The following is a 26299-nucleotide window of genomic DNA, read 5'->3' on the forward strand; positions in this document are numbered from 1 at the left end:
ACCTTTCCTTATTTACGCCGGGAGGCACTAGTACAGCGTTGCATAAGTTCCGGTGAATGCTGTACTAGATGGATCCATCTGTCCTGTCGGGATGCAAAGGAGAGAAATATGGAAGATAAGACAATAACGATGCCGGTCATTGCTTTGCGTGGCATGACTGTCCTTCCTAAAATGATGATACATTTCGATATCAGCCGCAGCAAGTCCATCGCGGCTGTGGAGAAGGCGATGATCGGAGACCAGAGAGTCTGCCTCGTCACTCAGAAGAACAGCGAGGAGGCCGATCCGGGAGTCGACGAGCTTCACCAGGTGGGCTGTGTGGCACTGATCAAGCAGCTGGTGAAGATTCCGAATAATGTGGTTCGCGTCATGGTCGAGGGCCAGGAGCGTGTGGAGCTTCTGGGACTGGACAGCGAGGAACCCATGCTTGTCGGTGAGATCGGAACCTTAACAGAGTCGGAGGATTCCCTGGACTACGTCACGAGACAGGCTATGGTGCGTATTCTGAAAGAAAAGCTGGAGGAATACGGCAAGGAGAATCCCCGGATGCTGAAGGAGGTCTTCCCGAACCTGATGATGGTTACGGACTTAGGCGAGCTTTTGGATCAGATTGCGATCCAGCTTCCATGGGACTACAAGAACCGCCAGAAGGTTCTGGAGTGTGTACTGCTGGAAGAGCGTTATGAGACCGTCATGAGAAACCTTCTGACCGAGATCGAGATTACCCGTGTAAAACGGGAGATTCAGGGACGTGTCAAGGAGAATGTGGATAAGAATCAGAAGGACTATATCCTGCGGGAGCAGCTGAAGGTGATCCGTGAGGAGCTGGGCGAGGACAACCCGCTGTCCGATGCCGACGAGTATGAGAAGCAGCTTAAGGCTTTAAAGGCGGACAAGGAGACGAAGGACAAGATTCACAGAGAGATCGAACGGTTCAAGGCTATGCCGGGCGGAAGCCAGGAGGCCAACGTACTCCGCATGTATCTGGAGACAGTGCTGGACCTTCCGTGGAAAAAGGTGTCGAAGGACAATAACAACATATCGCATGCCGAGGCGATTTTAAACGCGGATCATTATGGGCTGGAAAAGGTAAAGGAGAGAATCCTGGAATACCTGGCCGTCCGTGTTCTGACGAAGAAAGGAACGAGCCCGATTATCTGCCTTGTGGGACCTCCGGGAACCGGTAAGACGTCCATCGCGCGCTCCGTGGCCAGGGCGCTGAACAAGCAGTACGTCCGCATCAGCCTTGGCGGAATCCACGACGAGGCTGAGGTCCGTGGCCACAGAAAGACATACGTCGGCGCCATGCCGGGCCGTATCGTGGAAGCCATGCGGCAGGCCGGAGTCAGCAATCCGCTGATGCTTCTGGATGAGATCGACAAGGTGAGCAGCGACTATAAGGGAGATACTTCCTCTGCGCTGCTGGAGGTGCTGGACAGCGAACAGAATGTAAAGTTCCGTGACCACTATGTGGAACTCCCCATCGATTTGTCCAATGTGCTTTTTATCGCCACGGCGAATACGACGCAGACCATACCGGGACCGCTGCTCGACCGTATGGAAGTGATTGAAGTAAACAGCTATACAGAGAATGAAAAGTTCCATATTGCGAAAAACTATCTGGTAAGAAAGCAGCTGGAGCGGAACGGTCTGACGGAAGAACAGGTTTCCATTACCGATAAGGCTCTTGAGAAGATTATCCATAATTATACAAGGGAAGCCGGAGTGAGAAATTTGGAGCGCCGGATCGGGGATATCTGCCGGAAGGCCGCCAGAGAGTTCCTGGAAGATAAGAAGAAGGCCATCAGGATTACGGAAAATGGGCTGGAAAAGTATCTGGGCAAGGAGAAAATCACCTTCGAGGATGTCAATGAGGAAGATCAGGTGGGAATCGTCAGAGGACTGGCATGGACCAGCGTAGGCGGAGACACTCTGCAGATCGAGGTCAATGTCATGCCCGGAAAGGGAACGATGCAGATGACAGGCCAGATGGGCGATGTGATGAAGGAATCGGCCCAGACGGCATTAAGCTATATCCGTTCCATCTGCCCGGAGTACGGCGTGGCGGACGATTACTTTGAAAAACACGATATCCACCTCCATATTCCGGAGGGAGCAGTTCCGAAGGATGGTCCGTCGGCAGGCATTACCATGGCGACCGCCATGCTGTCGGCTGTCACGGGAAGAAAGGTGGATGCGAAGCTGGCCATGACGGGAGAGATCACACTGCGCGGAAGGGCGCTTCCGATCGGCGGCTTAAAGGAGAAGATCCTGGCTGCCAGGATGGCACATATGAAGAGAGTTCTCGTGCCGGATAAGAACAGGCCCGACATTGCGGAGCTGTCGAAGGAGATCACGAAGGGGCTGACCATCATTTTTGTGAAGGATATGGCAGACGTGCTGAAGGAAGCCCTTGTAAGCGAATAGAAAGGAAGCCATATGATAATCAAAACAGTAGAACTGGAGACCGTGTGCGGAATTACCAGTAAGCTGCCGGACAATACGAAGCCGGAGTTTGCATTTGCAGGGAAGTCCAATGTGGGGAAGTCGTCGCTGATTAACGCGCTGATGAACCGCAAGGCGTACGCGCGCACGTCCTCCCAGCCGGGCAAGACCCAGACCATTAATTTCTACAATATCAACGATGCCCTTTATTACGTGGATTTACCGGGCTACGGCTACGCAAAGGTAGCTCAGGAAGTAAAGGCCAAGTGGGGGAAGATGATTGAAAACTATCTCCACCAGTCTCCCATGCTGAAGCGTGTGTTCCTGCTCATCGACATCCGCCATGATCCATCCGTCAACGACAAGACCATGTACGACTGGATTGTGTACAACGGATATCAGCCGGTTATCATTGCGACGAAGCTGGACAAGATCAACCGGAGCCAGGTGCAGAAGCATATGAAGATGGTTCGTCAGGGACTGGGAATCGGTCAGGCTGTGACGGTTATCCCATTTTCCGCTGAAACGAAACAGGGAAGAGACGAAATATGGGCTCTGATCGAGGAAATGATGGGAGAGTCTTGACAAGGAGACAAAATCTTTTTATAATAAACCTATTTATGAGATAGTGCAGAGGAGAAAAAGTTATGAAAAAGACAGGAAAGAGTTTGGCAGCAGCCTGCCTTGCGGTGGTTTTAGCCGTATCGGCGCTGACTGCGTGTGGGAACAAGAATGCGGCAGAGAGTACACCGGCCGCCGGAGCAGAGGCGAATGAAGGCGGAGAGAAGGTATTGAAGGTTGCGATGGAGTGCAGCTACGCACCGTATAACTGGACCCAGCCTACGGATGCAAACGGCGCTGTCGCGATTTCAGGAGGTTCTGATTTTGCGTACGGCTATGACGTTATGATGGCGAAAAAGATCGCTGATACACTGGGTCTTAAGTTGGAGATCGTTAAGCTGGACTGGGATTCCCTTGTACCGGCTGTACAGTCGGGAAAGGTTGACTGTGTCATTGCGGGACAGTCCATCACCGCTGAGCGCCTTCAGTCTGTAGATTTTACGGAGCCGTATTACTATGCGACGATCGTAACTCTGGTAAAGACAGGCGGAAAGTATGAGAACGCGGCCAGCGTTGCAGACCTTGCAGGAGCCACAGCTACCTCTCAGTTGAACACAATCTGGTACGACAACTGCCTGCCGCAGATCCCGGATGGCAACATTCAGCCGGCACAGGAGTCTGCACCGGCCATGCTGGTAGCTTTAAACTCCGGCAGATGTGATCTGGTTGTGACAGACAAGCCTACCGGACAGGCTGCACTCATTGCGTATCCGGATTTCAAGCTGCTTGATTTCACGGGCAAGGACGGCGAGTTCCAGGTATCGGATGAAGATATCAACATCGGTATTTCTTTAAAGAAGGGGAATACAGAGTTAAAGGACGCCATCAACAGTGTATTGGCTACGATGACAAAAGATGATTATAATAAGATGATGGAAGAGGCGATTTCCGTTCAGCCATTATCAGAATAATCTTACATTACAGAAATCGGCAGGGCATGCAGGCACGGGACAGGGCAGTTTCATTCCGTGCCGCTTGTTCTGTTTCAATTAAATTGGAGGTAATCTTATGTCGCTGCCGTCAGATTTTTTTGGAAGGATTGTATTTATCCTGCAGAAATACGGAGTATCATTTTTAAACGGCGCCGGAAAGACTATGGCGATCGCCCTTGTCGGTACACTGATCGGCTGTATCATCGGATTTGCGGTCGGAATCGTCCAGACAATACCGGTGGATAAGAAGGATAATCCTGTTAAAAGGGGAGTTCTGGGACTTATCAAGCTGATCTTAAATATCTACGTGGAAGTATTCCGCGGAACGCCCATGATGGTTCAGGCCATGTTTATTTACTATGGATCTTCTGTTCTGTTTGGTTTTAACATGTCCCAGACGTTTGCCGCTTACTTTATTATATCCATTAATACGGGTGCTTACATGGCGGAGACGGTACGCGGCGGCATCCTTTCCATCGATCCGGGACAGACAGAGGGCGCGAAAGCCATCGGTATGAATCATATCCAGACTATGGTCAATGTTATCATGCCTCAGGCGCTGCGCAACATCATGCCTCAGATCGGCAATAACTTAATTATTAACATAAAGGATTCTTCCGTTCTTTCCGTGATCGGCGTCGTAGAGCTGTTCTATGCAACGAAGGGCGTGGCCGGCGCTTACTATACGTATTTTGAGGCATTTACCATTACGATGGTGATTTACTTTATCCTTACCTTCACCTGCTCCAGAATTCTGCGTCACTGGGAGAAGAAGATGGACGGTCCGGACAGCTACGATCTAGCTACCACGGATACGCTTGCCTACACCAGCGGCCTGGTGAAATTCCCAGATCCAAACGAGAAGGAGGATAAGTAATTATGGCAGGAAATACAGTACTGGAAATCCATCATTTAAGCAAGACGTTCGGAACGAACGTGGTTCTCCGGGATATCGATTTCTCCGTGGCTGAGGGCGATGTGACGTGTATCATAGGCGCCTCCGGTTCCGGTAAATCCACACTGCTGCGCTGTGTCAACCTTCTGGAGACACCGACTACGGGAGAGATCCTGTATCACGATAAGGACATTACGGACAGAAAGATGAACGCCGCCTCCTACCGTACGCGCGTGGGTATGGTGTTCCAGAACTTCAACCTCTTTAATAACATGACAGTGCTTGACAACTGTATGGTCGGCCAGATCAAGGTTTTAAAGAAGGACAAGGAAGAAGCAAAGCGTAAGGCCATGCTTTATCTGGAGAAGGTAGGAATGGCTCCCTATATCAACGCAAAGCCGAGGCAGCTGTCCGGCGGCCAGAAGCAGCGTGTGGCAATCGCCAGGGCACTCGCCATGGAACCGGAGATTCTGTTGTTCGACGAGCCGACGTCCGCTCTGGACCCGCAGATGGTGGGCGAGGTGCTTGCCGTCATGAGGACGCTTGCAAAAGAGGGATTGACCATGATTATCGTCACCCACGAGATGGCGTTCGCCCGCGACGTTGCGAACCACGTTGTGTATATGGCGGGCGGGGTGATCGAGGAAGAGGGCGCTCCGGCGGACATCTTCGGAAACCCGCAGAAGAACTCGACCAAGGAGTTTTTGAACCGGTTTATGCAGGGGTAGGCGGAGGAAATAACGGATAGTCGAAACGGCATAAAAGTTCATATGGAAGGTTTGTGTTGGAAGCCCTGCAAAGTCTGGTGATTTTGCGGGGCTTCCAACTTAGGCAGAGCAGCTTCGTGTTTCAAAACAAAATGCCGCATTTATTCGAAATGAGAAAATCACTAATTGTACCAATACCTTTGATGATTTTTTCATCTGATAAATGGGAATATCCCAACATAATTTCATCGTCATGTTCTGTGTTTTTTTCCAGATAATAATTAGAAGGTCGATAGATTCTAACTCCTTTTTCCAGCAGTGCTTTATCGATTTCCTCTGTAAACAGTAAATCGTGAAATTTTACAACTAGGTGTAACCCTGTTGCGTGCCCCAAAATAGCAAACTGGCCCGGAAAATGACAAGACAACTCGTTGAGTAGAAGCTTTCTCCTTCTGCCATAGAGCTTTTTCATTTTCCAAATATGTTTTTCAAAATATCCCTCCTGTATGAATTGGGCTAATGTATATTGCCCTAAAACATCCGTATGAACATCCGAATACATTTTCAGTTTCTTACATGGTAAAAGCAATTTATCCGGCAAAATCATAAATCCCAGCCGAAGTGCGGGAGCGAGTATTTTACTGAACGAACCAAGATAAATAACACGCTGCGGGTTCAATTCATATAAAGAACTGATAGGAGGGCCTTCATATCTAAATTCGCCGTCATAGTCGTCCTCTACTATATAGCAGTTATTTTGTTCCGCAAAACGAATAAGTTCTAAACGCCTTCTGATAGGTAAAACGCCTCCCATTGGATATTGATGTGAAGGCGTTGTATAAACAAATGAGACATTTTTCTTATCACGCATAAAATCAATGCAAATCCCATTATCATCAACGGGAACACCTTCAATCATACATCCGGTAGAGGTTATTACCTTCCTTAAACCAGAATGTGTTGGTTCCTCGATTAAAACAATGTTATCTTTGGCTTTCAAGATTTGAGAAATCAGCGACAAGCCTTGTGTTGCTCCGGAAGTAATAACAATCTGACGGGGAGTACAGGACAACCCTCTTGTTCGATATAAATATTTCGCAATTGCTTCCTGTAATTCCTGTACGCCAAAGGTCTTGCAATAGCCGAAAGATGATGGCTCAATTCTATTGCACACTTCACGGTAGATATTTCCCCAAAGTTTATGCGGAAAATACTCTAAAGCTGGTAATCCGGTGCGAAAGTCAATGATGTCTGCGGGGCGTTGCATTTTATTCTGTTTCGCCGTAGTGCTGTTATTAACAGACGGAATCAAATCAAGGGCGTGCAGTTCGTCTGCGACCACTGTGCCTGATCCCTTTATTGTTTTTAGATACCCTTCAGCAGCTAGCTGACTATACGTTTCAATAATTGTGTTTCTGGAAACAGCAAGTTCTGATGATAATTTACGAGTTGATGGAAGTTTATATCCAGAAGGTAACATACCGTTCAATATTTTTTGGCGGATTTGTGTATAAATTTGCCGCTCTAATGTAAGTTGACTGTCACGATTTATTTCTATCCACATAGTAATCCTTTCTTTTAAAAGTGGTTCTATAAAAATAACTATATAGTGGAACTTTAAAACCCACTTTTAAATTGATACAATTGTAGCATAAATCAAGAGAACAAGAAAGGATGAAGTAAAATGATTAAAAAATACGCATCAGTAAAAAGTGTTTTTCCAAAGTTTCAATTTAGAGCTATGGTCGTGAAGGATATGGGGATTTCTATCGAACGCCTTGCCAGGAACAAACTGATTTAAAATTAAAATAAAACAATAGAAGAACGACTGTCCAAAATATGAACGGACATCTATTAGAACTGTTGGCAGGAGATAAAATGAATACATATACTTTTATAATTACATCATTGATTATTATTTTGATTCCTGGTACGGGTGTTATCTATACTATAACTGTTGGCTTGACCGAGGGAAAAGAAAAAAGCATTTTTGCGGCCTTGGGCTGTATGATTGGGATTCTTCCGCATTTATGTATCAGTATTGCATTATCCTCATTACTGATGCAAATAAATGATACAGTGTTTGATATTATTAAATATGTAGGAGCTGTATATTTGATATTTTTGGGATTGGGTATGATATGTTCAAAAAATAATATTCAATTTTCAGAAATGCAGACAACGCACTATATACCTGTAATTATTAGTCGAGGAGTACTTATCAATCTATTAAATCCAAAATTGACACTATTCTTTTTTGCGTTTCTACCACAGTATGTCGCTTCTGACAGTAAACATTATATGATAACAAGTGCTTTGCTTGGAGCGCTGTTTATGGTACTGACGTTGGCTGTATTTATTGGGTATGGTTTTATGGGAAGTATTGCAAAAGTGTGGATGAATCAATCGCCAAAACGAGTGGCAATATTGCAAAAATGTGTTGGTCTTATTTTCATAACTTTTGCTGTACAATTGGTTTTAGTCTGAAAGACAGAGTAAAAGATACAGCCGAAAGAACCTTAATTTTAGTGAAGAATGATGATCCGAAAATGGTATAAGGAGCATGTGGATATTTACAATCCCCAATGCTCCTTATACCATTTTTGCATGACTCTATTCAGATACAGTGACAGATTCCGTTACCACAGGAACCGGCGTTATAATTTCTTTTTCTACCGGCGTCATAACTGCCGGAACCGGAACGGCTGGTTTTAACGGCTCCGGTTCCGGAGACGTCTGTTCCTGTGTCTGCTCCTGCTTCTGGCTCTTAGAGACCTGCACGTTCTCCGCGTTCTCCGTGCCCTTCGCATCTCTGGGCTTTTTGGAAAAGATATCTCTTACCTTGATGCGCACAAAGGTTTTGATAACCTTCACCGAAAGCAGGATGATAAAGACGGGAAGGACAATAGTCAGCAGTAGCTTTGCCTTCAAAAGAAATTTCTTCCGTTTCAGCTTTTTCACTTCTGCCTGATACTCATCTCTGATTTCCTGAATCAATGATTTCTGTTTTTTGATCTGCATGGGAATTCCCCCTTTATAATTGCCTTTTTAGTCGCTCATGAGAGCCTTCATGGCAAATGCGTAGATTTCCTGGCTTTTGGCCTTCCAGTGGTCACACATGATTTCCGCCTGGTCCTTATCGGGGACGGCGAGCTCCAAATCGATCAGACAGCTCTTACCCTCACGCACCTCACAGTGAACGATGAAATCCTGATTGGTGGATTTGTAGAAATCCGCGGTCACGCCCACCTCGTTGCGGAGGCGGAACTTGTTCTCTTTCAAATATTCATCGATGTCTTCAATGATGGCAGAGGATATCTTGTTGCCGAAGAACGAAAGGGTTTCTTCTCCCTCCCGCGTGATCTCATAGCGGCTGCTGTTGTGGTTGGTCTCCACATGGAGGAGCTTGGCCTCCAGAAGTTCGTTTAATGCCTGATTCAGCGTGAAATACGTGGTGTATTCATGCTCCAGGAAAAAATTTGACAGCTGCGCACTGGTAAGGGGAAAATTGACCTGCTTCAGCATATACAAAATCATTAATTTATAAAGCGTCATGGGTTCTGACAACATAGGACACCCTCCATAGATTGATTCTTACTTTTGTATATGATCTTTCACTGCACGGCTGACCACATCGGCCACACGGGGATCAAATGCCTCCGGCAGAATATGGTTTTCATCCAGTATGGATTCATCCACCAGCCCTGCGATCGCGGTGGCGGCAGCCAGCTTCATCTCTTCAGTGATCGCAGTGGCGCGTCCCTCTAAAGCACCCTTAAAGATGCCCGGGAATACAACTACATTATTGACCTGATTGGGGAAATCAGACCTGCCGGTGCCGATAATTTTTGCTCCGGCCTCTTTTGCAACGTCAGGCATAATCTCAGGAACCGGGTTTGCCATGGCGAACAGTATCGCATCCCTGTTCATGGACGCGGCCATCTCTTTTGTGACAATTCCCGGTGCGGATACGCCGACAAAGATATCGGCGCCCTTCATGGCGTCGGCCAGACTGCCGTCTGCGCCTTCTAAGTTGGTCACTTCCACCATCTTTTCCTGCATCCAGTTTAAGCCGTCCATACCCTTCTTTAAGATTCCGGCGCGGTCACACATGGTGATGTGCAAAAATCCGTAGGTTAAGAGAAGCTTCGTGATGGCGATTCCGGCGGAACCGGCACCGTTTACGACGACCCGGCAGTCTTCCTTCTTCCTGCCGGTCACCTTTAATGCGTTGATGATTCCCGCCAGAACGACGATGGCGGTTCCGTGCTGGTCATCGTGGAAGACGGGGATGGGGAGCAGCTCTTTTAAGCGTTCCTCAATCTCAAAACATCTGGGCGCGGAAATGTCCTCTAAATTGATTCCTCCGAAAGCAGGAGCAATGTTGACAACGGTCTTTATGATCTCTTCCGTATCCTGAGTATCCAGGCAGATTGGAAATGCGTTGACGCCGCCGAATTCCTTGAAGAGCACGGCCTTTCCTTCCATAACGGGCATGGCGGCCAGAGGTCCGATATTGCCGAGGCCAAGAACCGCGCTGCCGTCGGAAACAACCGCGATCGTGTTGGATTTGATTGTATATTTATAAGCGGTTTCCGGTTCGGCAGCGATGACCTTACACGGCTCCGCAACGCCGGGAGTATAGGCGAGGGCCAAATCTTCCCTGCTTTTTACTTCGGCTTTGGAAATAGTTTCCAGCTTGCCGTTCCATTTTTCATGCAATAATAAAGCTTTTTCATTCGTTGTCATGATTCTTGTCCTTCTTCTATCAGTTTTTATTTTATCATACCAATTTTAGGGTTTTAAATCAATAGAAAATATGTTAGAATATAGTAATTAAACTGAAAGACAACAGCTGTCAGGATGAAGAACATAAGATACAGGTGGTACTATGAGAGAACGAATCAACAGGCTGGCTAAAGGCATCATCGATTCGGAGGTTCCTGTGATCAAGGTCACTCCGAAAGAAACCCACGACGTGGTGCGTTCCGGCGGGGCCACGAGGCGGGAACTTGTCGTTACCAGTGAGAATAATCTGCATATAAAAGGACTTGCATATTCTTCCAATTTCCGCGTGAGGCTTCTTAATGGGGCGTTTGGCGGCACCTATAACCATCTGGTCTATGAGGTGAATACCGGTTTTCTGGAAGACGGAGATATGATTAAGGGCGCTTTCTATCTGGTTACCAATGGCGGAGAAAGAGAAGTCCCTTATTCTTTTCGTGTGGAACTGAGTACGTCAGGGAAAGCATTGAGCGATTTAAAGACGGCGGAGGATTTCGCCGGAACAGCGAAGAACGACTATGAGACTGCGCTTCGCTTATTTGAATATAGAGATTTTTTCGAGGCCCCTTTCATGAAGGATTTGCATGTGAGGGCCCTTTACGGTGGTTTAAAAGGAAGACCGGACAGGAAGAAGGAGCTGGAGGAATTCCTTACCGGACTCGGTGTCAAGGAGCCGGTAAAGCTGACTGCGGACGAGAGTGAGCGGCGGTTTCATCAACTGGACGGAGTGATCCAGGAATGTATTACGATAACCAGAAGCGGTTGGGGCTACGTAAGCCTTGAGGTTACGGCCGACTGTGATTTTATAGAGATTCCGGTGAGAAACATCGGAGACCAGGATTTTACCGACGACACCTGCGAGATCGTCTACCGCATCCATCCGAGGCGCATGCATCAGGGCCTGAACCAGGGACGCATTATCATTACCGGAATCGAAGAGCGCTTCGTCGTTCCGGTGACCGCGATGGTGAACCCGGGAGGCGGTATTTCCGCGGAGGACGCCTATACGAAGGAAGCGGTGGCGACGTATCTGCACCTGCGCTTACAGAAAGAGGCAGGTAATGGGGACTTTCCTCACAATACGCCGAACGCAGGTGAGGGGGACTTTCCTCATAATCAGATGCTGCGGGCGCTGGATGAGATCGAGGAGATGAAGGGGCAGCAGGAGGCGATTAAGCTTTTAAGGGCCGAGATATACCTTTCAGACGACAGGACGAGCCAGGCGGCGCTGCTGCTGGATGAATGCCGGGAGAAGATCCTGGCGGAGCGGCAGGAGAAGCTGGAGCTTTACTGCTACTATCAGTATCTGAGGCTGATACTGCAGCCGGATGAATACCAGAAGGAATCGCTGGTTCGTCTGCTGAGAAAATATCTGGAGGAAAATCCGGGCCTTCATAATCTGTTTCTGATCCTTTTAAGACTGGACCGCCGGCTTAATGAGAATCCGGGCGGAGCCATATCCATGATGAGGCGCCAGTTTGAAGCGGGCATGAGAAGCCCGTTTCTCTATCTGCATGCCTGCAGGCTGCTTTCCGAAGAACCGGATCTGATCCGGAGTATCGGCCCGTTTGAGCTGCAGGTCCTGTCCTTCGGCGCCAGATACGGTGCCGCGGGAGAGAAATTTGCGCTGGCTGCGGCGAGGCTTACGCTGACGTCCAGGCATTTTAACCGCCTTCACTACAGAGCGCTGGGACGCCTGTATGAGAAGTATCCCGGAAAGGAAATACTGGAAGCGGTCTGTTCCATACTGATCCGGGGAGAGAGCAGGAGTGCGGAGGCATTTAAGTGGTATGAGAAGGGGATCAAAGAAGGAATCAGCCTGACACGGCTTTACGAGTATTATCTGTACGCGCTTCCAAAGGATTACTGCTACCTGCTTCCCAAGGAAGTGCTCCTCTATTTTTCCTACGGCGGTAGCGAGCTGGACCGCCACAGCAGGGCGCTGCTCTATAAAAATGTGCTGGTTTACTTAAAGGAATCCGATCCGCTGTATGAGGTGTACGAGCGGGATATCGAAAAATTCGCCACAGAACAGCTGTTCGAATCAAGGATCGGAAGTAATCTGGCGGTTATTTACGAACACATGATTTACAAGGATGTCATTGACCTTCCTATGGCTAAGGTACTGCCCTCTATTCTGCGTTCTTACCGCGTGGAGTGCAGGAACCTTAAGATGAAGTATGTAATTGTCTGCTACGAGGAGCTGCTGGAGGAGGACGCATTTCTTCTGGATGACGGCGTAGCATACGTGCCGCTGTTTTCCGAGCACAGCATTCTGTTGTTTCAGGATGCCTTTGGAAACCGTTACAGTACGGTTCCTTATGAGAAGACGCCGGTGATGGATAAGCCGGAGTTAGAGGCGCGCTGCTTTGAACTGTATCCCGATCATCCGATGCTCAGACTCCGGGCCTGCGACGAGATCTTAAAGAGGGGCATTGCAGATGAGAAGGAGGCGGGGATGCTGGAGGATGCCATGGAGGATGGACGGCTCCAGCCGCTGTATCAGAGACTCCTGCTATCCAGAATTATAGAGTATTACCAGAATATGCCGGGCATTCCATCGAACGTGAAAGAGGGAGACTCTCCTCTTCATCCGGTGAGTGAAGACAGCACAGAGGGAGGCGCTTATCTGGTGCGCCTCGACAAGCGTCTGCTTACGAAGGAAGAACGCCTGGGAATCTGTGAGACCTTAATCAACCGCAATTATGTCGAGGAAGCCTTCGATATGATACGGGAATTCGGCTGCGAGGAGATTCAGAGCAAGCGGCTTTTAAAGCTGTGTACCAAGATGATTCTTCAGAATCTTTTTGATGAAGACCCGCTGCTTCTCCACCTGTCGTACCGCGTATTTCTGGAAGGCATGAGTGACAGCGTTATCCTGGATTACCTCTGCGAGCACTATAACGGTCTGACGAATCAGATGTACCGCATACTTCTGCAGGGCATTTCCGAGCATGTGGAGACGTATGATCTTGAGGAGCGTCTGGTGGCACAGATGATGTTTTCCGGATGCACGGAAACCATAGACCGGGTATTCAGCCTCTATATGAACAAAAAGAAGACGAGTGACAACATCGTCCGGGCATATTTTACAATTAAGAGTTCGGAGTATTTCCTTGATGACAAGACTCCGGATGACAAGGTTTTCGCCTATCTGGAAGGCGCGGTCAACGGCTCTGCAGACAAAGACAGGATACCGACGATCTATCTGCTGGCTCTGACCAAATACTATTCCGAGCTTTCCTCGCTGGAAGAGGAGCAGAAGGAGCTGTTAAAGAGCACGACAGCGGTTCTCCTGGAGGCGGGACTGGTATTCCCGTATTTCAAGAAGCTGGCGAAATACGTTCCCATGCCGGAGGATATCATGGACAAGGCCATGATCCAGTATCATTCAGACAGGAACGCGCGGATCGATTTTGAGGTCCGGATTCTGCCGGATGAGGAGGAATACCACTGTGAGGATATTGGAAGGACGTACCAGGGGATTTTCGTAAAGAAGAAGGTCCTTTTTGAAGGGGAAATCATGGAGTACCGGATCAGTGAACTGGAAGACGGCAAGTGGGTGCTGAAAAAAGAAGGAAGCGTCAGCTGTGACGCTGCATCGGCGGCCGGTGATTCGGAAAGCAGATTTGCCTGTTTAAATGAAATGAGCCTGTGTCTGAGTTTAAAGGACGAAGAAGGGCTCAAAAAACGGATGCGGGAGTATTTAACAAAGAATGCTGCCGCGGAAGAATTATTTCCACTGATGTAGATAAGGGGATTGTCGATGGACGGATTGATAATTGGACTTGATTTATGTGATGCCTATACCAGGCTGTGCTGTCATGAACGTGAAAAGACGTGGTGCCTGCCGACGGTTATCTGCCGGAAGAAGGATGATGACGAGTGGTATGTGGGGGAAGAAGCTTACGCATACACCCTGGTGGGGGAAGGCATTATCGTAGACAAGCTTATAAAGATGGTCATGAAGGACGGTACCGCCACGCTGGGAGGCGTGAAATACGAGGGCACCACCCTGCTTAAGATCTATCTAAAGAAAATACTGGCGCTGGCCAAGGAGGAATTTTTCTCTGATGAGGTAAAGGAGCTGGTGATCACACTGGAAAAGGTGGAGGTCAAGCTGATGGACGCGCTGATGTACTGTGCGGATTACTTAGAGATCCCCAGGGACCGGGTGCACATCATCAGCCATACGGAAGGCTTTGTCTACTACGTTCTGAGCCAGAAGAAGGAAGTATGGAACAATCAGGTAGCGGTCTTCGATTTATCAGAGGATTCGCTCCATTACCACGAATTAAAGGTTCAGCGCGGGATGAAGCTGATGACTGTGGTGGCCGAGGATGAGGCGCTGGAGGAGAGCTTTAATCTCGATATTTTGAATACCCCTTCCGGCGGAAAGCTGGCAGATAAGATACTCAGTTCCTGCGCGGAGCGGCTGCTTTCCAAGAAGCTGTTTTCTTCTATTTTCCTGACAGGAAAAGGCTTTGAGCGGCAGGACTGGGCGGGAGATTTCATGAAGCTTCTCTGTTCCAGGCGAAAGGTCTACATGGACCAGGAGCTGTTTGCCAGGGGCGCCGCTTTTAAGGGCATGGATTACCTCCATGAAAAGACGTCTTACCCCTTTATCTGTGTCTGCGAGGGGCGGCTTCATTCGACGATTTCGATGAAGGTGCTTCACAAGAACCGTGAGAGCCAGCTGATCGTGGCGGCTGCCGGTGACAACTGGTATGAGTCGAGAAGCAGTGTGGATTTGATCGTGGATAACCAGGACTACGTAGAGTTTTTAGTAACCCCCATGGATCCGAAGCAGAAAAAGCTGGTAAAGATTCCGCTGGAGGGATTCCCGAAACGGCCGGAGAGAACGACGCGTGTGGGGATCAGCGTGGGATTTTTAGATGAGAAGACGATGGCGGTGGTGCTTAAGGACAAGGGCTTCGGAGAACTGTTCCCGGCCTCAGATGCCGTAGTCAGACAAGAGGTCATGATATGAGCCTGATACTATGCCGGCAGGAGCCGGTAAAACATCCTTTTTATTTCGAGGGCCTGGGAGTCCACCTTTACTCCTCCCAGGAGCTTTGCTATGTGATCTACCATAATCCGCTCCTGGTACTGGATGATTTCGTGGATGACCATCTGATCGAATTCATCCGCGGCGAGCTGGAGATGGGCTTTATGGCGGCCAAGCTGGAAAAATGGCAGCAGAGCGGAGAAGACACCGATGAGCTCCTGTTTTTAATCCTGACGGAATGTGACTACTACAACGCAGCCGAGATCAAACATTTCCGTCAAAAGATCGAAAACTACAGAAAAATGCCCCCGCCCGAATTCGCCAAAGCCAAAGCCGACTACCTTTTCACGAGAAAGCAGTACGGCAAAGCCGTAGCAGAATACGAAGGAATCTTAGAGATGCCAAAGGAGTCTTCAACAGACGACGCCTTTTTTGCGAAGATATACAATAATCTGGGAGCTTCTTATGCGCGTTTATTTTCCATGGAGAAGGCCTATCGGGCGTATCAGAAGTCGTTTGATTTAGCAAAGAGTGGAGACGTATTAAAGCGAATCTATTATTTATCCAAATGGAACCCCAATCTGGTATTAAAAGACAGATACCGCACATTGATTACGGAAGATGTAAAAGCGGTATGGGATGAAGATATGAAGAAGGCAGAAGAGGCCGCGCAGAAGGTGGAAAGTTTAGAAAAATTAGACGAACTATTTTTAAAAGATCCGATTAAAAGAATGAAAGGTGCTTCCGAACTGGTTAAAGAGTGGAAGGGGGAGTACCGAAACATGATATAAGCACTGAGCAGTGCGAAAAAAGACATAGGCAAATATACGTTGTGCTAGCACAAAAGTAAATTTGCCTATGTCTTTTTTCATAGGGCGAACGCCTGTCAGCGAGATGAAGCGAAGCGGAATCGAGCGGCACTGCGGTCCAGCGGGCAGCACCATCAATTTTATATAAACAGGGCAGTTCTCCCTTGACATCTTCTCTGCCATCAACTATTATATAGATAATCGATATATAGATAACCTATATAACAACTCAAAAAAGAAAGTGAGGTACTCCCATGCCCATCGACAAAAGCCTGATCTCAGGCAGTACCACCATGCTTCTTCTAAAACTTCTAACAGAAAAAGACATGTACGGATACGAGATGATAGAAAATCTGCGGAAGAAATCCAACGATGTATTCGAACTGAAGGCGGGAACCCTTTATCCCCTCCTGCATTCCCTGGAACAGAAGGGATATTTGACCTCCTATGAAGAGGACGCTTCCGGCAAGATACGCAAGTATTACAGTATTACCGGCGAGGGAAAGCGTTACCTGAAAGGGAAGGAAGAGGAGTGGAAGCAATATGCCGGAGCGGTATCCGGAGTACTGGCAGGAGGTGTCGTCTATGGAACTGTCTGAATATCTCGATACCGTATCGGAGCAGATCCGCTGTAAAAAGGCCAGGACTATGGTCAGGGCGGAACTGGAAAACCATGTGCAGGAACAGTCTGATGCCTATGAGGCTGATGGCATGACGCCTTCTGAGGCGAAGAGAGAGGCGGTCCGCCAGATGGGAGATCCCATAGGGACGGGAACTGCTCTGAACCGGATTCACCGGCCGCATCTGGAGTGGAAATTCCTCATTCTGGTGCTTCTGTTAAGCGCGTTAGGCCTCGCGCTTCAGTATATGACATGCTATACCGGACTGTTCGGCGGCATTTCCGGCGATCTTGCAGACTATTTCTGGAAACGCCAGTGCTTTTTTACCGTCACGGGACTCGGCGTTCTCGCCGCAGTTTATATCGTCGATTACACAATACTCGGCCGGTATCCCCTCCTTCTGTGGTTTGGTTACTTCATCGTCATAATCATCATCGCAAATACACACGTCGTAATCATGGGAAAAGTGAGAATCTATAATTATCTGACGCTGTTCCTGCCTCTCTACGCGGGAGTGCTTTATAGATTCCGGACAAAGGGATACGGAGCGGTAGCCGTCTGTTATCTCTTAAGCTTCATGCCATTTTTCATGGGACTGAAGACGATAATGGTACATGGGAGTCTGGAGCTCGCCGGCGGCTGTTTCCTGCTTCTGCTTATTGCCGTATGGAAAGGATTCTTCCATGTCAAAAAGGCCCGGACCATAGCAGCTCTTATTGCCGTACCTGTGCTCACCCTCCTCCTTCTTTACTGGAAGGGAACGGACCTGGGAGTACTGCATACGTACCAGATGATCAGGCTTCAGTCCATTTTTGGCCCGGATATGCTTTATTACAACTCCAATGGAGGGATTATTCCCTATCTTCAGGAGTCCGTCTCCAGTTTTCAAATGTTTGGCTCATCGGCAGCGCCTATGCCGAAGGCTATGAAGTTTTTAAACTGCGACTACGTTGTTTTCTTTGTTTTTGCCAAATACGGTATTGCGGCCGGAACTGCCATGCTGTGCATACTTGCCGCTACAGTGGTGAAAGCATTTTCCATATCGTGGAGACAGAAGAACCGCCTTGGATTTCTCATCGGAACGGCGTGCTCCGTGGTTCTGACAATTCAGATGATTGTCTATGTGGCGGCCAATTTCGGCGTACCGCTGGTAGAGCCCATGACGATTCCGTTTCTGTCATACGGAGGGCAGAGTACCCTGGTGAATTACATATTGCTTGGACTGATTCTCAGCGTCTACAGAAACAAGGATATTGTTTCCGAAAGACATGGAACCCGGGGGAAATGGAAAATACGGCTGGAACGGCTGGAATCGTAAGTGGAAAAAAGTGACATGTTATGATACACTAAGGCGTATAAAACCTGAACGGCGATACAGAAAACGAAACGTTCAGACAGGAGGACGCTATGGGTGATAATATATGGCAGAACGTATTTCAGGAGATATTTAAAAAGAACTTGGAGCTTATGAAACAGGAACCGGAAGCCGCGGGGCTCAATGCTTTGTTTGACCGCGCGGGAGCGTATGAACAACTGACGATCGGAGAGGTGCGGCTAAAGACCGGCAGGATCGAGATTGGAGATCCGCTCTGCTACATAAATACGAAATATTCCTGTACGCTGGAGGAGACGTTGGAGCCGGGGAGCTATCCGGTATCGCTGTCAGTGATCGATCATCCGGTCTTTGGATTCCGTTTCCTGGCGGCGAAACTGGACGTGAACGGAAAGACGCCGGTCCGCTATGAACTGGCCATGCCTCAGGGCTATACGATTGAAGATAAAGATAAACCGGGAGTATTTGCCATGTTCGGTGTGGATACGGGGCTGGCCTGTATCTGTGACAGGGCTGTGTCTGTCGTTTATGATGATTTTATAAAAGAGTGGCGCGGGGAGAATACGGACAAAAATCTCTATGACGACTGCTTTGCGGAGGCCATGAAGGCTTATGCCGAACAGTATCCCCGATATCAGAGGGAGGACGGCGATTATATGGACTGGTGTCCGCCGGGAAGCGATGAAAACCTGATTCTCTTTACCAGTGGTTTCGGTGACGGTGCGTACAGCGGTTACTGGGGGTTTGATGAAAATGGGGACAAGGCGTGTCTTGTGATCCGTTTTATCGATCCGGAGGCCTACGACGTTCCCATGCCGGAGCTTCCGCGGCGTAAGAAGTTCTTCAAGAAGGCGGAAGAGATAAAGCCGCTGCTGGAGAGCGGCCAGTTTGGAATCGCCACCGATAAGATTATGGTGGAAGGCTCCAAAGTGGGCTATATGGTGCGTAATGAGCCGCAGGAGGAACACCCGGAGGACAGCGGATGGATCTTCTATGAGGGATCGGAAGATCGGGAATACTGTGAGGACAGCGGGCATTTCGGACTCTATGATCTGAATACGGTGGCAAACTATGATCCCGATATTATTCCGCTGCTTGACGCCCCCGCGGGCATGGCATTTTTCCGCGGTGACGATGGGGAATTCTATGTGGATGCCGGTGTGAACGGAGGGAATTGAGAATAGAGAAATGACCAGAACTTTTCGGCACATGACTCACAGGGGTTGACAAATGCTGAAAAAACCTCTATGATATCACCATAAAGAAAAAAGGTAATGAAGAAGAGGAGTACGTTCATAACCCTGACAGAGAAAACCATTCACCGGCTGAAAGATGGTTAAGGAAGTGTGTGCGGAAGGTAGCTTTGGAACCGGAGTGCTGAAATACAGTGGTGTTCAGTAGGCGCTCACGCGTGGTTTGCGTTAAAGACCGTGAGAGCTGTGGCGCAGACTGCCGCAGGAAAAAAGGTGGTACCGCGGATTGTTCGCCCTTTGCATGGAATACATGCAGAGGGCTTTTTTTATTTCACAGCAAAGTTCGTTCTATGAATAAAAAACCTCCGGGAGTGCTGTTCCTCCTAATCAGCGTGTTTTACAGCTCCAGGCTGGCAAAAAGGAACTATAGAGTCTATGAACTGAGCCATACCGGAATGGGAAAGACCATATTGTTTTATCCGGACAGAATTGAGTGTGCAAATGACGGTGAAGCGGCGAAAACATATTATTACAGCCAGATTTCCAGGGTGAAAGAGTCTAGCGGCCTGTCAAAAAGGAGATTTCGAAGCGTTTCAAAGCTTTATGAAACAGGGCAGACAGCCTTAGAAAAATAAAAAAGAAAACAGATAAGGAGAATACCATGAAAGAACTAGAAAAAAATTATAATCCTGCCGAAATTGAGGGCAAGATATACCAGAAATGGCTGGACAGGAAGTATTTCCACGCAGAGCCCAATCCGGATAAGAAACCATTTACCATTGTGATGCCTCCGCCTAATATCACCGGCCAGCTTCATATGGGCCACGCGCTGGACAACACCATGCAGGACATTTTAATCCGCTACAAACGGATGCAGGGATACGAGGCGCTCTGGCAGCCGGGTACGGATCACGCGGCGATCGCCACAGAGGTCAAGGTTATTGAGAGTTTAAAGAAGCAGGGCATCGATAAGGAGGACCTGGGCCGTGACGGATTCCTGGAGAAATGCTGGGACTGGAGGAAGGAATACGGCGGACGCATTATCAACCAGCTTCATAAGATGGGCTCCTCCGCAGACTGGGACAGAGAACGTTTTACCATGGACGAGGGCTGTTCGGAAGCGGTGCAGGAAGTATTTATCCGTCTGTATGAGAAAGGCTATATTTACAAGGGATCCAGAATCATCAACTGGTGCCCGGTATGCCAGACCTCCATATCGGACGCAGAGGTGGAGCATGTGGATCAGGACGGATTTTTCTGGCATATCAATTATCCGGTAGCGGGAGAGGAAGGTTCCTTTGTGGAGATTGCAACCACGAGACCGGAGACGCTTCTCGGTGATACGGCTGTGGCGGTTAATCCGGAGGATGAGCGCTACACCAATCTCGTTGGAAAGATGCTTAAGCTGCCTCTCACGGGACGCACCATCCCGGTGATTGCCGACTCCTACGTAGACAAGGAATTCGGTACCGGATGTGTAAAGATTACACCGGCCCATGACCCTAACGACTTCGAGGTGGGCAAACGCCACAACCTTCCGGAGCTTACGATAATGAACGACGACGCGACCATCAGTCTGCCTGGCAGCAAGTACGATGGGATGGAGCGCTACGAGGCCAGAAAAGCCATCGTAGAGGATTTGAAGGAACTGGGCCTTCTCGTAAAGGTGGTTCCCCATACCCACGCCGTAGGTACTCACGACCGCTGTAAGACCACGGTAGAGCCGATGGTGAAGCAGCAGTGGTTTGTACGCATGGAAGAGATGGCAAAGCCGGCGATCGAGGCGTTGAAGAACGGAAAACTGAAATTTGTGCCGGAGCGTTTCGATAAGACGTATCTGCACTGGCTGGAGAGCATCCGCGACTGGTGTATTTCCAGACAGCTGTGGTGGGGCCACAGGATTCCGGCCTATTACTGCGACGAATGCGGAGAGATTGTTGTAAGCAAGGAAAGACCGGAGAAGTGCCCGAAATGCGGATGTACTCACCTTACTCAGGATGAAGACACGCTCGACACCTGGTTTTCTTCTGCTCTGTGGCCGTTCTCTACACTCGGATGGCCGAACGAGACAGAGGATCTAAAGTATTTCTATCCGACAGACGTGCTGGTGACAGGATACGATATTATTTTCTTCTGGGTGATCCGTATGGTGTTCTCAGGGCTGGAACAGACCGGAGAACTGCCGTTCCACACCGTGCTGATCCATGGACTGATCAGAGATTCTGAGGGCCGCAAGATGAGCAAGTCCTTAGGCAACGGCATCGATCCGCTGGAAGTCATCGACAAGTACGGCGCGGACGCCCTGCGTATGACACTCATTACCGGCAATGCCCCTGGAAACGATATGCGTTTCTACTGGGAGAGAGTGGAAGCCAGCCGCAACTTCGCCAACAAGGTATGGAACGCTTCCCGCTTCATAATGATGAATATCGAGAAGGCGCCTGACAGCCAGGCGGAGCTGTCTGATCTGACCATGGCGGATAAATGGATTCTTTCCAAGGCCAACACCCTGGCCCGCGAGGTGACAGACAATTTAGACAAGTATGAACTGGGAATCGCCCTCCAGAAGGTTTACGATTTTATCTGGGAGGAATTCTGCGACTGGTATATCGAGATGGTAAAGCCGAGACTCTGGAACGAAGAGGATACTACAAAGGCAGCGGCCATCTGGACCTTAAAGACCGTGCTGATTAATTCCCTGAAGCTGCTTCATCCATATATGCCGTTCCTCACCGAGGAAATCTTCTGCAATCTTCAGGACGAGGAAGAAGAGGAGACTCCCCCTCAGTGCCCTTCGGCGGAATGTTCCATCATGGTATCCGCATGGCCGGAATATAAGGAGGAATGGAACTTTGCCGAGGAAGAGCATGCGGTAGAGACCATCAAGGAAGCGGTAAGAGCTATCCGGAATGTCCGGACTTCCATGAACGTTCCGCCGAGCAAGAAGGCAAAGGTATACGTTGTATCAGAGAACAGCGAAATCCTGGATATCTTCGAGCACAGCCGTGTGTTCTTTGCCATGCTGGGCTATGCCAGCGAAATCGTGCTAAAGAAGGATAAGGAAGGAATCGGCGAAGACGCCGTGTCCGCTGTGATCCATCAGGCAGTCATCTATATGCCGTTTGCCGAGCTGGTAGATATCGAGAAGGAAAAAGAACGGTTAAAGAAGGAAGAGGAGCGGTTGTCCAGGGAGCTGTCCCGCGTAAAGGGAATGCTGAGCAACGAGAAATTCGTAAGTAAGGCGCCGGCAGCCAAACTGGAGGAAGAAAAGGCGAAACTGGAAAAATATACACAGATGATGGATCAGGTGAAGGAGCGTATCGCTCAGTTAGGCGAATAGGAGCGCGCAGCCTGTCCTGTTTATCAATCTTTATAAGAAAAGAGTCGAACCCGGCGGAAAAAATCTGCCTGGTTCGACTCTTTTTTTCGTGGGCCCTCCGGGCAGAAGGCGCACTCCGCGCTAAGGAAGTATGGAAAGCTGCAAAGCTTTGTGATTGGTGCGTGAAACGCATGGACGGGGGTGGTGCAAACAGATGTTTGACCATAAGATGTCGAATTATGATGAAAATACCGGGAAAAAGGCGATGAAAAACAGGAATCAGGGCCGCCGTTTTGACAAAATCTGAAGGTCTCTCTGACTATAATGTTCATACAGGGCAGGAGGTGAGAAAACTTTTAGTGACGGTTGACTTATACATAGATGTGTTTTTTGTCATAAACATGATCCTGGATTATCTTGTGCTTTCCATAACCGGAAAGGTGATGAGATACCGGGCGGGCAGATACAGAATCGTGCTGGGCGCTGCTTTGGGAGCTGCCTGGGCCGTCCTGTGCGCGGCATTTCCGTCCATTCCCCCCGCGGTCTCTTTTTTTATGACCTACGCCGTGGTCAGCTGCCTGATGGTGGTGACGGCGTTCGGCGTCAGAAAGAAGCGGGAGATTGGCAAGGCGGTAGCCTGCCTCTATCTGGTGACCGTCATGATGGCCGGAGCCATGCAGGCTCTCTACCAGCATACGATGGCCGGTTATTATATAGAACAGATCCTTCGCGGAAATAACCGGGCGGCCATGCCGTTTTACCGGCTGCTGCTGCTGGCTGCCGGCGCTTACTTCGGTGTGAGGTGTATCCTGGGCTTCGTTCTGGAGGCCAGAAAGAGCCGGAACCATTTCTACGAGGTAACGATGCATTACAGAGGGCGGAAGAAGACGGTGACAGCGCTTCTCGATACCGGTAACCGGCTGTATGAGCCAGTGACGCACCGGCCAGTTCATGTAGTGACCTACGAGGCGCTTAAGGAGCTGTGCGAGAGCGTGTCCTCTGTCATATACATTCCGTTTGGGAGTGTGGGAAAGAAGGAAGGCGTGATGCCCGGGATTTTCCTGGATGAAATGGAAATACGCCAGGGCAGTGACGTGAAAATTATAGAAAAGCCTCTGGTGGCTGTCTGCCGCCGTCCCCTGTCTGTGGATGGGGAATACCAGATGCTTCTGCATGAAGATTAGTTTCAGATGAAAAGGAGAGATTACCGATATGATATTAAAAGTTTCCGTACCAAACCGTTTCCAGTTTAAAGCCGTACCCACGTTTAAGACGCTGATGATGCCGAAGCAGGGAGAGATTCATTACATTGGCGGCGCCGATATTCTTCCGGCCCCACTGGACAATGAGTCCGAGGCGAGAGTGATTGCCATGCTGGGAGGCGAAGATGACCAGAGCGCAAAGTCGGAGCTGATCGAGCATAATCTCCGCCTTGTCGTCTACATAGCCAAGAAATTTGATAATACCAGTGTCGGCGTAGAGGACTTAATTTCCATCGGAACCATTGGCCTGATCAAGGCGATCAACACATTTAACCCTGAGAAGAACATCAAACTGGCCACCTACGCGTCACGCTGTATTGAGAACGAGATTCTCATGTATCTGCGGCGCAACAATAAGACGAAGATGGAGGTCTCCATTGATGAGCCGTTAAATGTAGACTGGGATGGAAATGAACTTTTGCTGTCCGATATTCTGGGAACGGACGAGGACGTGATCTACAAGGATTTGGAGACAGAAGTGGAACGCAATCTCTTAAATTCCGCCATCAGCCGGCTGAGCCCAAGGGAGAGAAAGATCGTGGAGCTCCGCTTTGGCCTGTCCGACGAGGAGGGGGAGGAAATGACCCAGAAAGAGGTGGCCGATTTGCTTGGAATCTCCCAGTCCTATATTTCCCGTCTGGAAAAGAAGATTATGAAGAGGCTGAAAAAAGAAATTGTGCGTTTTGAGTAGCGGAAGGAATTAATATTTATCCGTTTTTTCTTTAAAAATGATTTGATCTATAGTATAATAATAAAATGTGGCACGTCGGAAAGGTATCAGGCTTTCCGGGTGCCATTTTTTACTTTATTTGAATAAATAAGATTATTTTTTCGCAACTTTTTTAAAACAGGAAACGTCTAACAGACAGAAGAGGAGAGAGGAGGAAGAATATTTGAAGAAGAATTTGGAAGCTGAAGCTGAGAAAATACTCCTGACCAATTATGAAAAGTATTATCGTCTCGCCTACAGCTATGTGAATAACGAACAGGATGCGCTGGACATTGTCCAGGAAAGTGCTTATAAGGTGATGAAAGATATTAATAAGGTGCGGGAGCCGGATTATTTATCCACCTGGATCTACCGCGTGGTGATGAACACGGCCGTCGATTTTCTGAGGAAGAGACAGAAGGAGAGCATCGGTCTGGAGGGGGTGGAGATCCCCCACGAGGATGTCTATCATGAGGATGATCCGATGGAGCTTCTCAAGTCACTGGAGGAAAAAGACCGTACCATCGTGGTATTAAAGGTTATAGAGGAACTGAAGCTGGAAGAGATCGCTGTGGCACTGGATTTGAATGTCAACACGGTAAAAGCAAGATTGTACCGGGCACTGAAAAAACTCAGAATCGAACTGAAGTCGGAAATGTCATAGAAAGGGGACACATTATGGAAAACGACAGCAGAAACAATTTGGAGAAGTTAAAAGAAGAATATCATAACATTCCGGTGCCGGCCTCGGCCAGGGAAAACATGATGGCAGGAATTGAAAAGGCAAAAAAAGAAAAGAGGATGAGAATCGTGATACAGTTTACAAAGAAGACAGGATTAACAGCGGCGGCCGCGCTGCTCGCCATCACCGTGATGGCAAACGTAAGCCCTACGACCGCAAATGCCATGGAAAATATTCCGGTGCTCGGAACCATTGCCAAGGTGGTAACCTTCCGTACTTTTGAAGATACAAAAGATAATTATGAGGCGAAGATCGATATTCCCCAGGTATCCATCGGAGATCAGGCGAACACAGAGGTCAACAAGTCCATCGAGGAGTATGCGAACCAGCTGATCGCCGAATACGAGAAGGAAGTGACAGAGGACGTTGCCGGTGAGGGCCATTACTCTGTAACCTCCAGCTATCAGGTGGTGACAGACAATGATAAATATCTGTCTCTGCGCATCAACACAACCGTGATTATGGCCAGCGGGGCAGACTATGTGAAGATATTCACAATAGACAAGGCAACAGGCCAGGTAGTAACCCTGAAGGACTTATTTCGGGATAAAGCGGATTATATTCAGGCTCTCAGCGATAATATAAAAGAGCAGATGAGGGCTCAGATGGCGGCGGACGACTCCAAGATGTATTTCTTTGAATCCGGCGAGGAGGCTGCAGAGGACTTCAATCAGATTACAGGTGACGAGAGCTTCTATTTCAACGGGAACGGAGAGCTGGTGCTTGTATTTGACGAATATACCGTGGCCCCGGGATATATGGGAGTCGTGGAATTTACGATCCCGAAATCGGTAACGGGGGATATTGGCTGATTGGGGTAATTTGGAATAAAGAGTCCGGCTGTCCGGATTCTACTATGAAATAAAAGCAGCAGGCGTTTGGACGAATGTGTCCGGATGCCTGCTGCTGTTTTTTGTTG

The 26299-nt window shown here is 48.7% G+C and carries 22 protein-coding genes and 1 other annotated feature; of the genes, 18 read left to right on the top strand and 4 right to left on the bottom strand.

All coding sequences use genetic code 11. From position 1 onward, the window contains the following. Positions 1-108: 108 nt before the first annotated feature. From lon to H8S75_RS03090, 5 genes are all read left to right on the top strand, one after another. Positions 109-2427, top strand: a complete 2319-nt coding sequence (lon, locus tag H8S75_RS03070) for an endopeptidase La (protein ID WP_187019221.1) — start codon at positions 109-111, stop codon at positions 2425-2427. 12 nt (positions 2428-2439) lie between these two features. After that, the gene (gene yihA, locus H8S75_RS03075; protein WP_187019223.1) at positions 2440-3030 is read left to right on the top strand and encodes a ribosome biogenesis GTP-binding protein YihA/YsxC; all 591 of its coding nucleotides are present in this window, start codon (positions 2440-2442) and stop codon (positions 3028-3030) included. A 62-nt stretch (positions 3031-3092) separates the two neighbouring features. Then, a complete protein-coding gene (locus H8S75_RS03080) occupies positions 3093-3977 on the top strand; it encodes a transporter substrate-binding domain-containing protein (protein WP_187019225.1) in 885 nt (294 codons plus the stop codon). 103 nt (positions 3978-4080) lie between these two features. Beyond that, positions 4081-4875, top strand: coding sequence for an amino acid ABC transporter permease (locus tag H8S75_RS03085; protein WP_187019628.1), 795 nt, complete (start codon positions 4081-4083; stop codon positions 4873-4875). Positions 4876-4877: 2 nt separating this feature from the next. After that, a complete protein-coding gene (locus tag H8S75_RS03090) occupies positions 4878-5621 on the top strand; it encodes an amino acid ABC transporter ATP-binding protein (protein ID WP_187019227.1) in 744 nt (247 codons plus the stop codon). 121 nt (positions 5622-5742) lie between these two features. On the opposite strand, the gene pdxR is transcribed toward H8S75_RS03090, so the two are convergent. After that, a complete protein-coding gene (gene pdxR / locus H8S75_RS03095; RefSeq protein ID WP_187019229.1) occupies positions 5743-7164 on the bottom strand; it encodes a MocR-like pyridoxine biosynthesis transcription factor PdxR in 1422 nt (473 codons plus the stop codon). A 314-nt stretch (positions 7165-7478) separates the two neighbouring features. Between pdxR and H8S75_RS03100 the strand changes: the two genes are divergently transcribed. Continuing rightward, the gene (locus H8S75_RS03100; RefSeq protein ID WP_187019231.1) at positions 7479-8087 is read left to right on the top strand and encodes a LysE family translocator; all 609 of its coding nucleotides are present in this window, start codon (positions 7479-7481) and stop codon (positions 8085-8087) included. Between the two features lie 126 nt (positions 8088-8213). Here H8S75_RS03100 and H8S75_RS03105 read toward each other — a convergent pair whose 3' ends face one another. The 3 genes from H8S75_RS03105 to H8S75_RS03115 are packed head-to-tail and all read right to left on the bottom strand — an operon-like array spanning position 8214 to position 10349. Beyond that, positions 8214-8621, bottom strand: a complete 408-nt coding sequence (locus H8S75_RS03105; protein ID WP_187019233.1) for a glycoside hydrolase family 23 — start codon at positions 8619-8621, stop codon at positions 8214-8216. A gap of 27 nt (positions 8622-8648) precedes the next feature. Then, a complete protein-coding gene (locus H8S75_RS03110) occupies positions 8649-9170 on the bottom strand; it encodes a DUF4364 family protein (RefSeq protein ID WP_002603550.1) in 522 nt (173 codons plus the stop codon). Positions 9171-9194: 24 nt separating this feature from the next. After that, the gene (locus tag H8S75_RS03115) at positions 9195-10349 is read right to left on the bottom strand and encodes an NAD(P)-dependent malic enzyme (protein ID WP_187019236.1); all 1155 of its coding nucleotides are present in this window, start codon (positions 10347-10349) and stop codon (positions 9195-9197) included. A 142-nt stretch (positions 10350-10491) separates the two neighbouring features. Here H8S75_RS03115 and H8S75_RS03120 point away from each other — a divergent pair, with 142 nt between their 5' ends. The 12 genes from H8S75_RS03120 (at position 10492) to rsiV (ending at position 26192) form a co-directional block, all read left to right on the top strand. Further along, positions 10492-14136: a DUF5717 family protein gene (locus tag H8S75_RS03120; RefSeq protein ID WP_187019239.1), complete on the top strand. Its 3645-nt coding sequence runs from the start codon at positions 10492-10494 to the stop codon at positions 14134-14136. A gap of 15 nt (positions 14137-14151) precedes the next feature. Continuing rightward, on the top strand, positions 14152-15375 hold the full coding sequence (locus H8S75_RS03125; RefSeq protein ID WP_187019241.1) for a DUF5716 family protein: 1224 nt from the start codon (positions 14152-14154) through the stop codon (positions 15373-15375). Beyond that, entirely contained in the window at positions 15372-16184 is an 813-nt protein-coding gene (locus H8S75_RS03130; RefSeq protein ID WP_187019243.1) for a hypothetical protein, read from the top strand. The genes H8S75_RS03125 and H8S75_RS03130 overlap by 4 nt, the downstream gene beginning before the upstream one ends. A 272-nt stretch (positions 16185-16456) precedes the next feature. Beyond that, positions 16457-16801 carry a PadR family transcriptional regulator gene (locus H8S75_RS03135; protein WP_187019245.1) on the top strand — a complete coding sequence of 115 codons (345 nt, stop codon included), beginning with the start codon at positions 16457-16459 and terminating at the stop codon, positions 16799-16801. Further along, a complete protein-coding gene (locus H8S75_RS03140) occupies positions 16788-18140 on the top strand; it encodes a permease prefix domain 1-containing protein (RefSeq protein WP_187019247.1) in 1353 nt (450 codons plus the stop codon). Before H8S75_RS03135 ends, H8S75_RS03140 begins: the two co-directional genes overlap by 14 nt. An 89-nt stretch (positions 18141-18229) precedes the next feature. After that, entirely contained in the window at positions 18230-19333 is a 1104-nt protein-coding gene (locus H8S75_RS03145; protein WP_187019249.1) for an immunity protein Imm33 domain-containing protein, read from the top strand. A gap of 87 nt (positions 19334-19420) precedes the next feature. Then, positions 19421-19649: a binding site (T-box leader), on the top strand. Positions 19650-19698: 49 nt separating this feature from the next. Then, complete coding sequence (locus H8S75_RS03150) at positions 19699-19983, top strand: hypothetical protein (RefSeq protein WP_187019251.1); 285 nt, start codon at positions 19699-19701, stop codon at positions 19981-19983. Between the two features lie 26 nt (positions 19984-20009). Then, positions 20010-22688, top strand: coding sequence for a valine--tRNA ligase (locus H8S75_RS03155; protein ID WP_187019253.1), 2679 nt, complete (start codon positions 20010-20012; stop codon positions 22686-22688). Between the two features lie 338 nt (positions 22689-23026). Further along, positions 23027-23851, top strand: a complete 825-nt coding sequence (locus H8S75_RS03160) for a sigma-E processing peptidase SpoIIGA (protein ID WP_025530449.1) — start codon at positions 23027-23029, stop codon at positions 23849-23851. Between the two features lie 28 nt (positions 23852-23879). Beyond that, positions 23880-24620, top strand: a complete 741-nt coding sequence (sigE, locus tag H8S75_RS03165) for an RNA polymerase sporulation sigma factor SigE (RefSeq protein WP_002603561.1) — start codon at positions 23880-23882, stop codon at positions 24618-24620. Between the two features lie 202 nt (positions 24621-24822). Beyond that, complete coding sequence (locus H8S75_RS03170; RefSeq protein ID WP_187019255.1) at positions 24823-25302, top strand: RNA polymerase sigma factor; 480 nt, start codon at positions 24823-24825, stop codon at positions 25300-25302. Positions 25303-25316: 14 nt separating this feature from the next. Further along, positions 25317-26192, top strand: a complete 876-nt coding sequence (rsiV, locus tag H8S75_RS03175) for an anti-sigma-V factor RsiV (protein WP_187019258.1) — start codon at positions 25317-25319, stop codon at positions 26190-26192. Positions 26193-26299 lie beyond the last annotated feature (107 nt).

Source organism: Hungatella hominis, from assembly GCF_014288005.1.
In the GTDB taxonomy this organism is placed as follows: domain Bacteria; phylum Bacillota; class Clostridia; order Lachnospirales; family Lachnospiraceae; genus Hungatella; species Hungatella effluvii.

Bases quoted from the DNA above. Each gene is read 5' to 3' on its own strand.
- H8S75_RS03145 (WP_187019249.1), top strand. From the start codon at position 18,230: ATGGGTGATAATATATGGCAGAACGTATTTCAGGAGATATTTAAAAAG.
- sigE (WP_002603561.1), top strand. From the start codon at position 23,880: ATGATATTAAAAGTTTCCGTACCAAACCGTTTCCAGTTTAAAGCCGTA.
- H8S75_RS03090 (WP_187019227.1), top strand. From the start codon at position 4,878: ATGGCAGGAAATACAGTACTGGAAATCCATCATTTAAGCAAGACGTTC.
- H8S75_RS03130 (WP_187019243.1), top strand. From the start codon at position 15,372: ATGAGCCTGATACTATGCCGGCAGGAGCCGGTAAAACATCCTTTTTAT.
- H8S75_RS03100 (WP_187019231.1), top strand. From the start codon at position 7,479: ATGAATACATATACTTTTATAATTACATCATTGATTATTATTTTGATT.
- lon (WP_187019221.1), top strand. From the start codon at position 109: ATGGAAGATAAGACAATAACGATGCCGGTCATTGCTTTGCGTGGCATG.
- H8S75_RS03125 (WP_187019241.1), top strand. From the start codon at position 14,152: ATGGACGGATTGATAATTGGACTTGATTTATGTGATGCCTATACCAGG.
- H8S75_RS03155 (WP_187019253.1), top strand. From the start codon at position 20,010: ATGAAAGAACTAGAAAAAAATTATAATCCTGCCGAAATTGAGGGCAAG.
- pdxR (WP_187019229.1), bottom strand. From the start codon at position 7,164: ATGTGGATAGAAATAAATCGTGACAGTCAACTTACATTAGAGCGGCAA.
- H8S75_RS03115 (WP_187019236.1), bottom strand. From the start codon at position 10,349: ATGACAACGAATGAAAAAGCTTTATTATTGCATGAAAAATGGAACGGC.
- H8S75_RS03135 (WP_187019245.1), top strand. From the start codon at position 16,457: ATGCCCATCGACAAAAGCCTGATCTCAGGCAGTACCACCATGCTTCTT.
- H8S75_RS03105 (WP_187019233.1), bottom strand. From the start codon at position 8,621: ATGCAGATCAAAAAACAGAAATCATTGATTCAGGAAATCAGAGATGAG.
- H8S75_RS03110 (WP_002603550.1), bottom strand. From the start codon at position 9,170: ATGTTGTCAGAACCCATGACGCTTTATAAATTAATGATTTTGTATATG.
- H8S75_RS03120 (WP_187019239.1), top strand. From the start codon at position 10,492: ATGAGAGAACGAATCAACAGGCTGGCTAAAGGCATCATCGATTCGGAG.
- H8S75_RS03150 (WP_187019251.1), top strand. From the start codon at position 19,699: ATGAATAAAAAACCTCCGGGAGTGCTGTTCCTCCTAATCAGCGTGTTT.
- yihA (WP_187019223.1), top strand. From the start codon at position 2,440: ATGATAATCAAAACAGTAGAACTGGAGACCGTGTGCGGAATTACCAGT.
- rsiV (WP_187019258.1), top strand. From the start codon at position 25,317: ATGGAAAACGACAGCAGAAACAATTTGGAGAAGTTAAAAGAAGAATAT.
- H8S75_RS03080 (WP_187019225.1), top strand. From the start codon at position 3,093: ATGAAAAAGACAGGAAAGAGTTTGGCAGCAGCCTGCCTTGCGGTGGTT.
- H8S75_RS03140 (WP_187019247.1), top strand. From the start codon at position 16,788: ATGGAACTGTCTGAATATCTCGATACCGTATCGGAGCAGATCCGCTGT.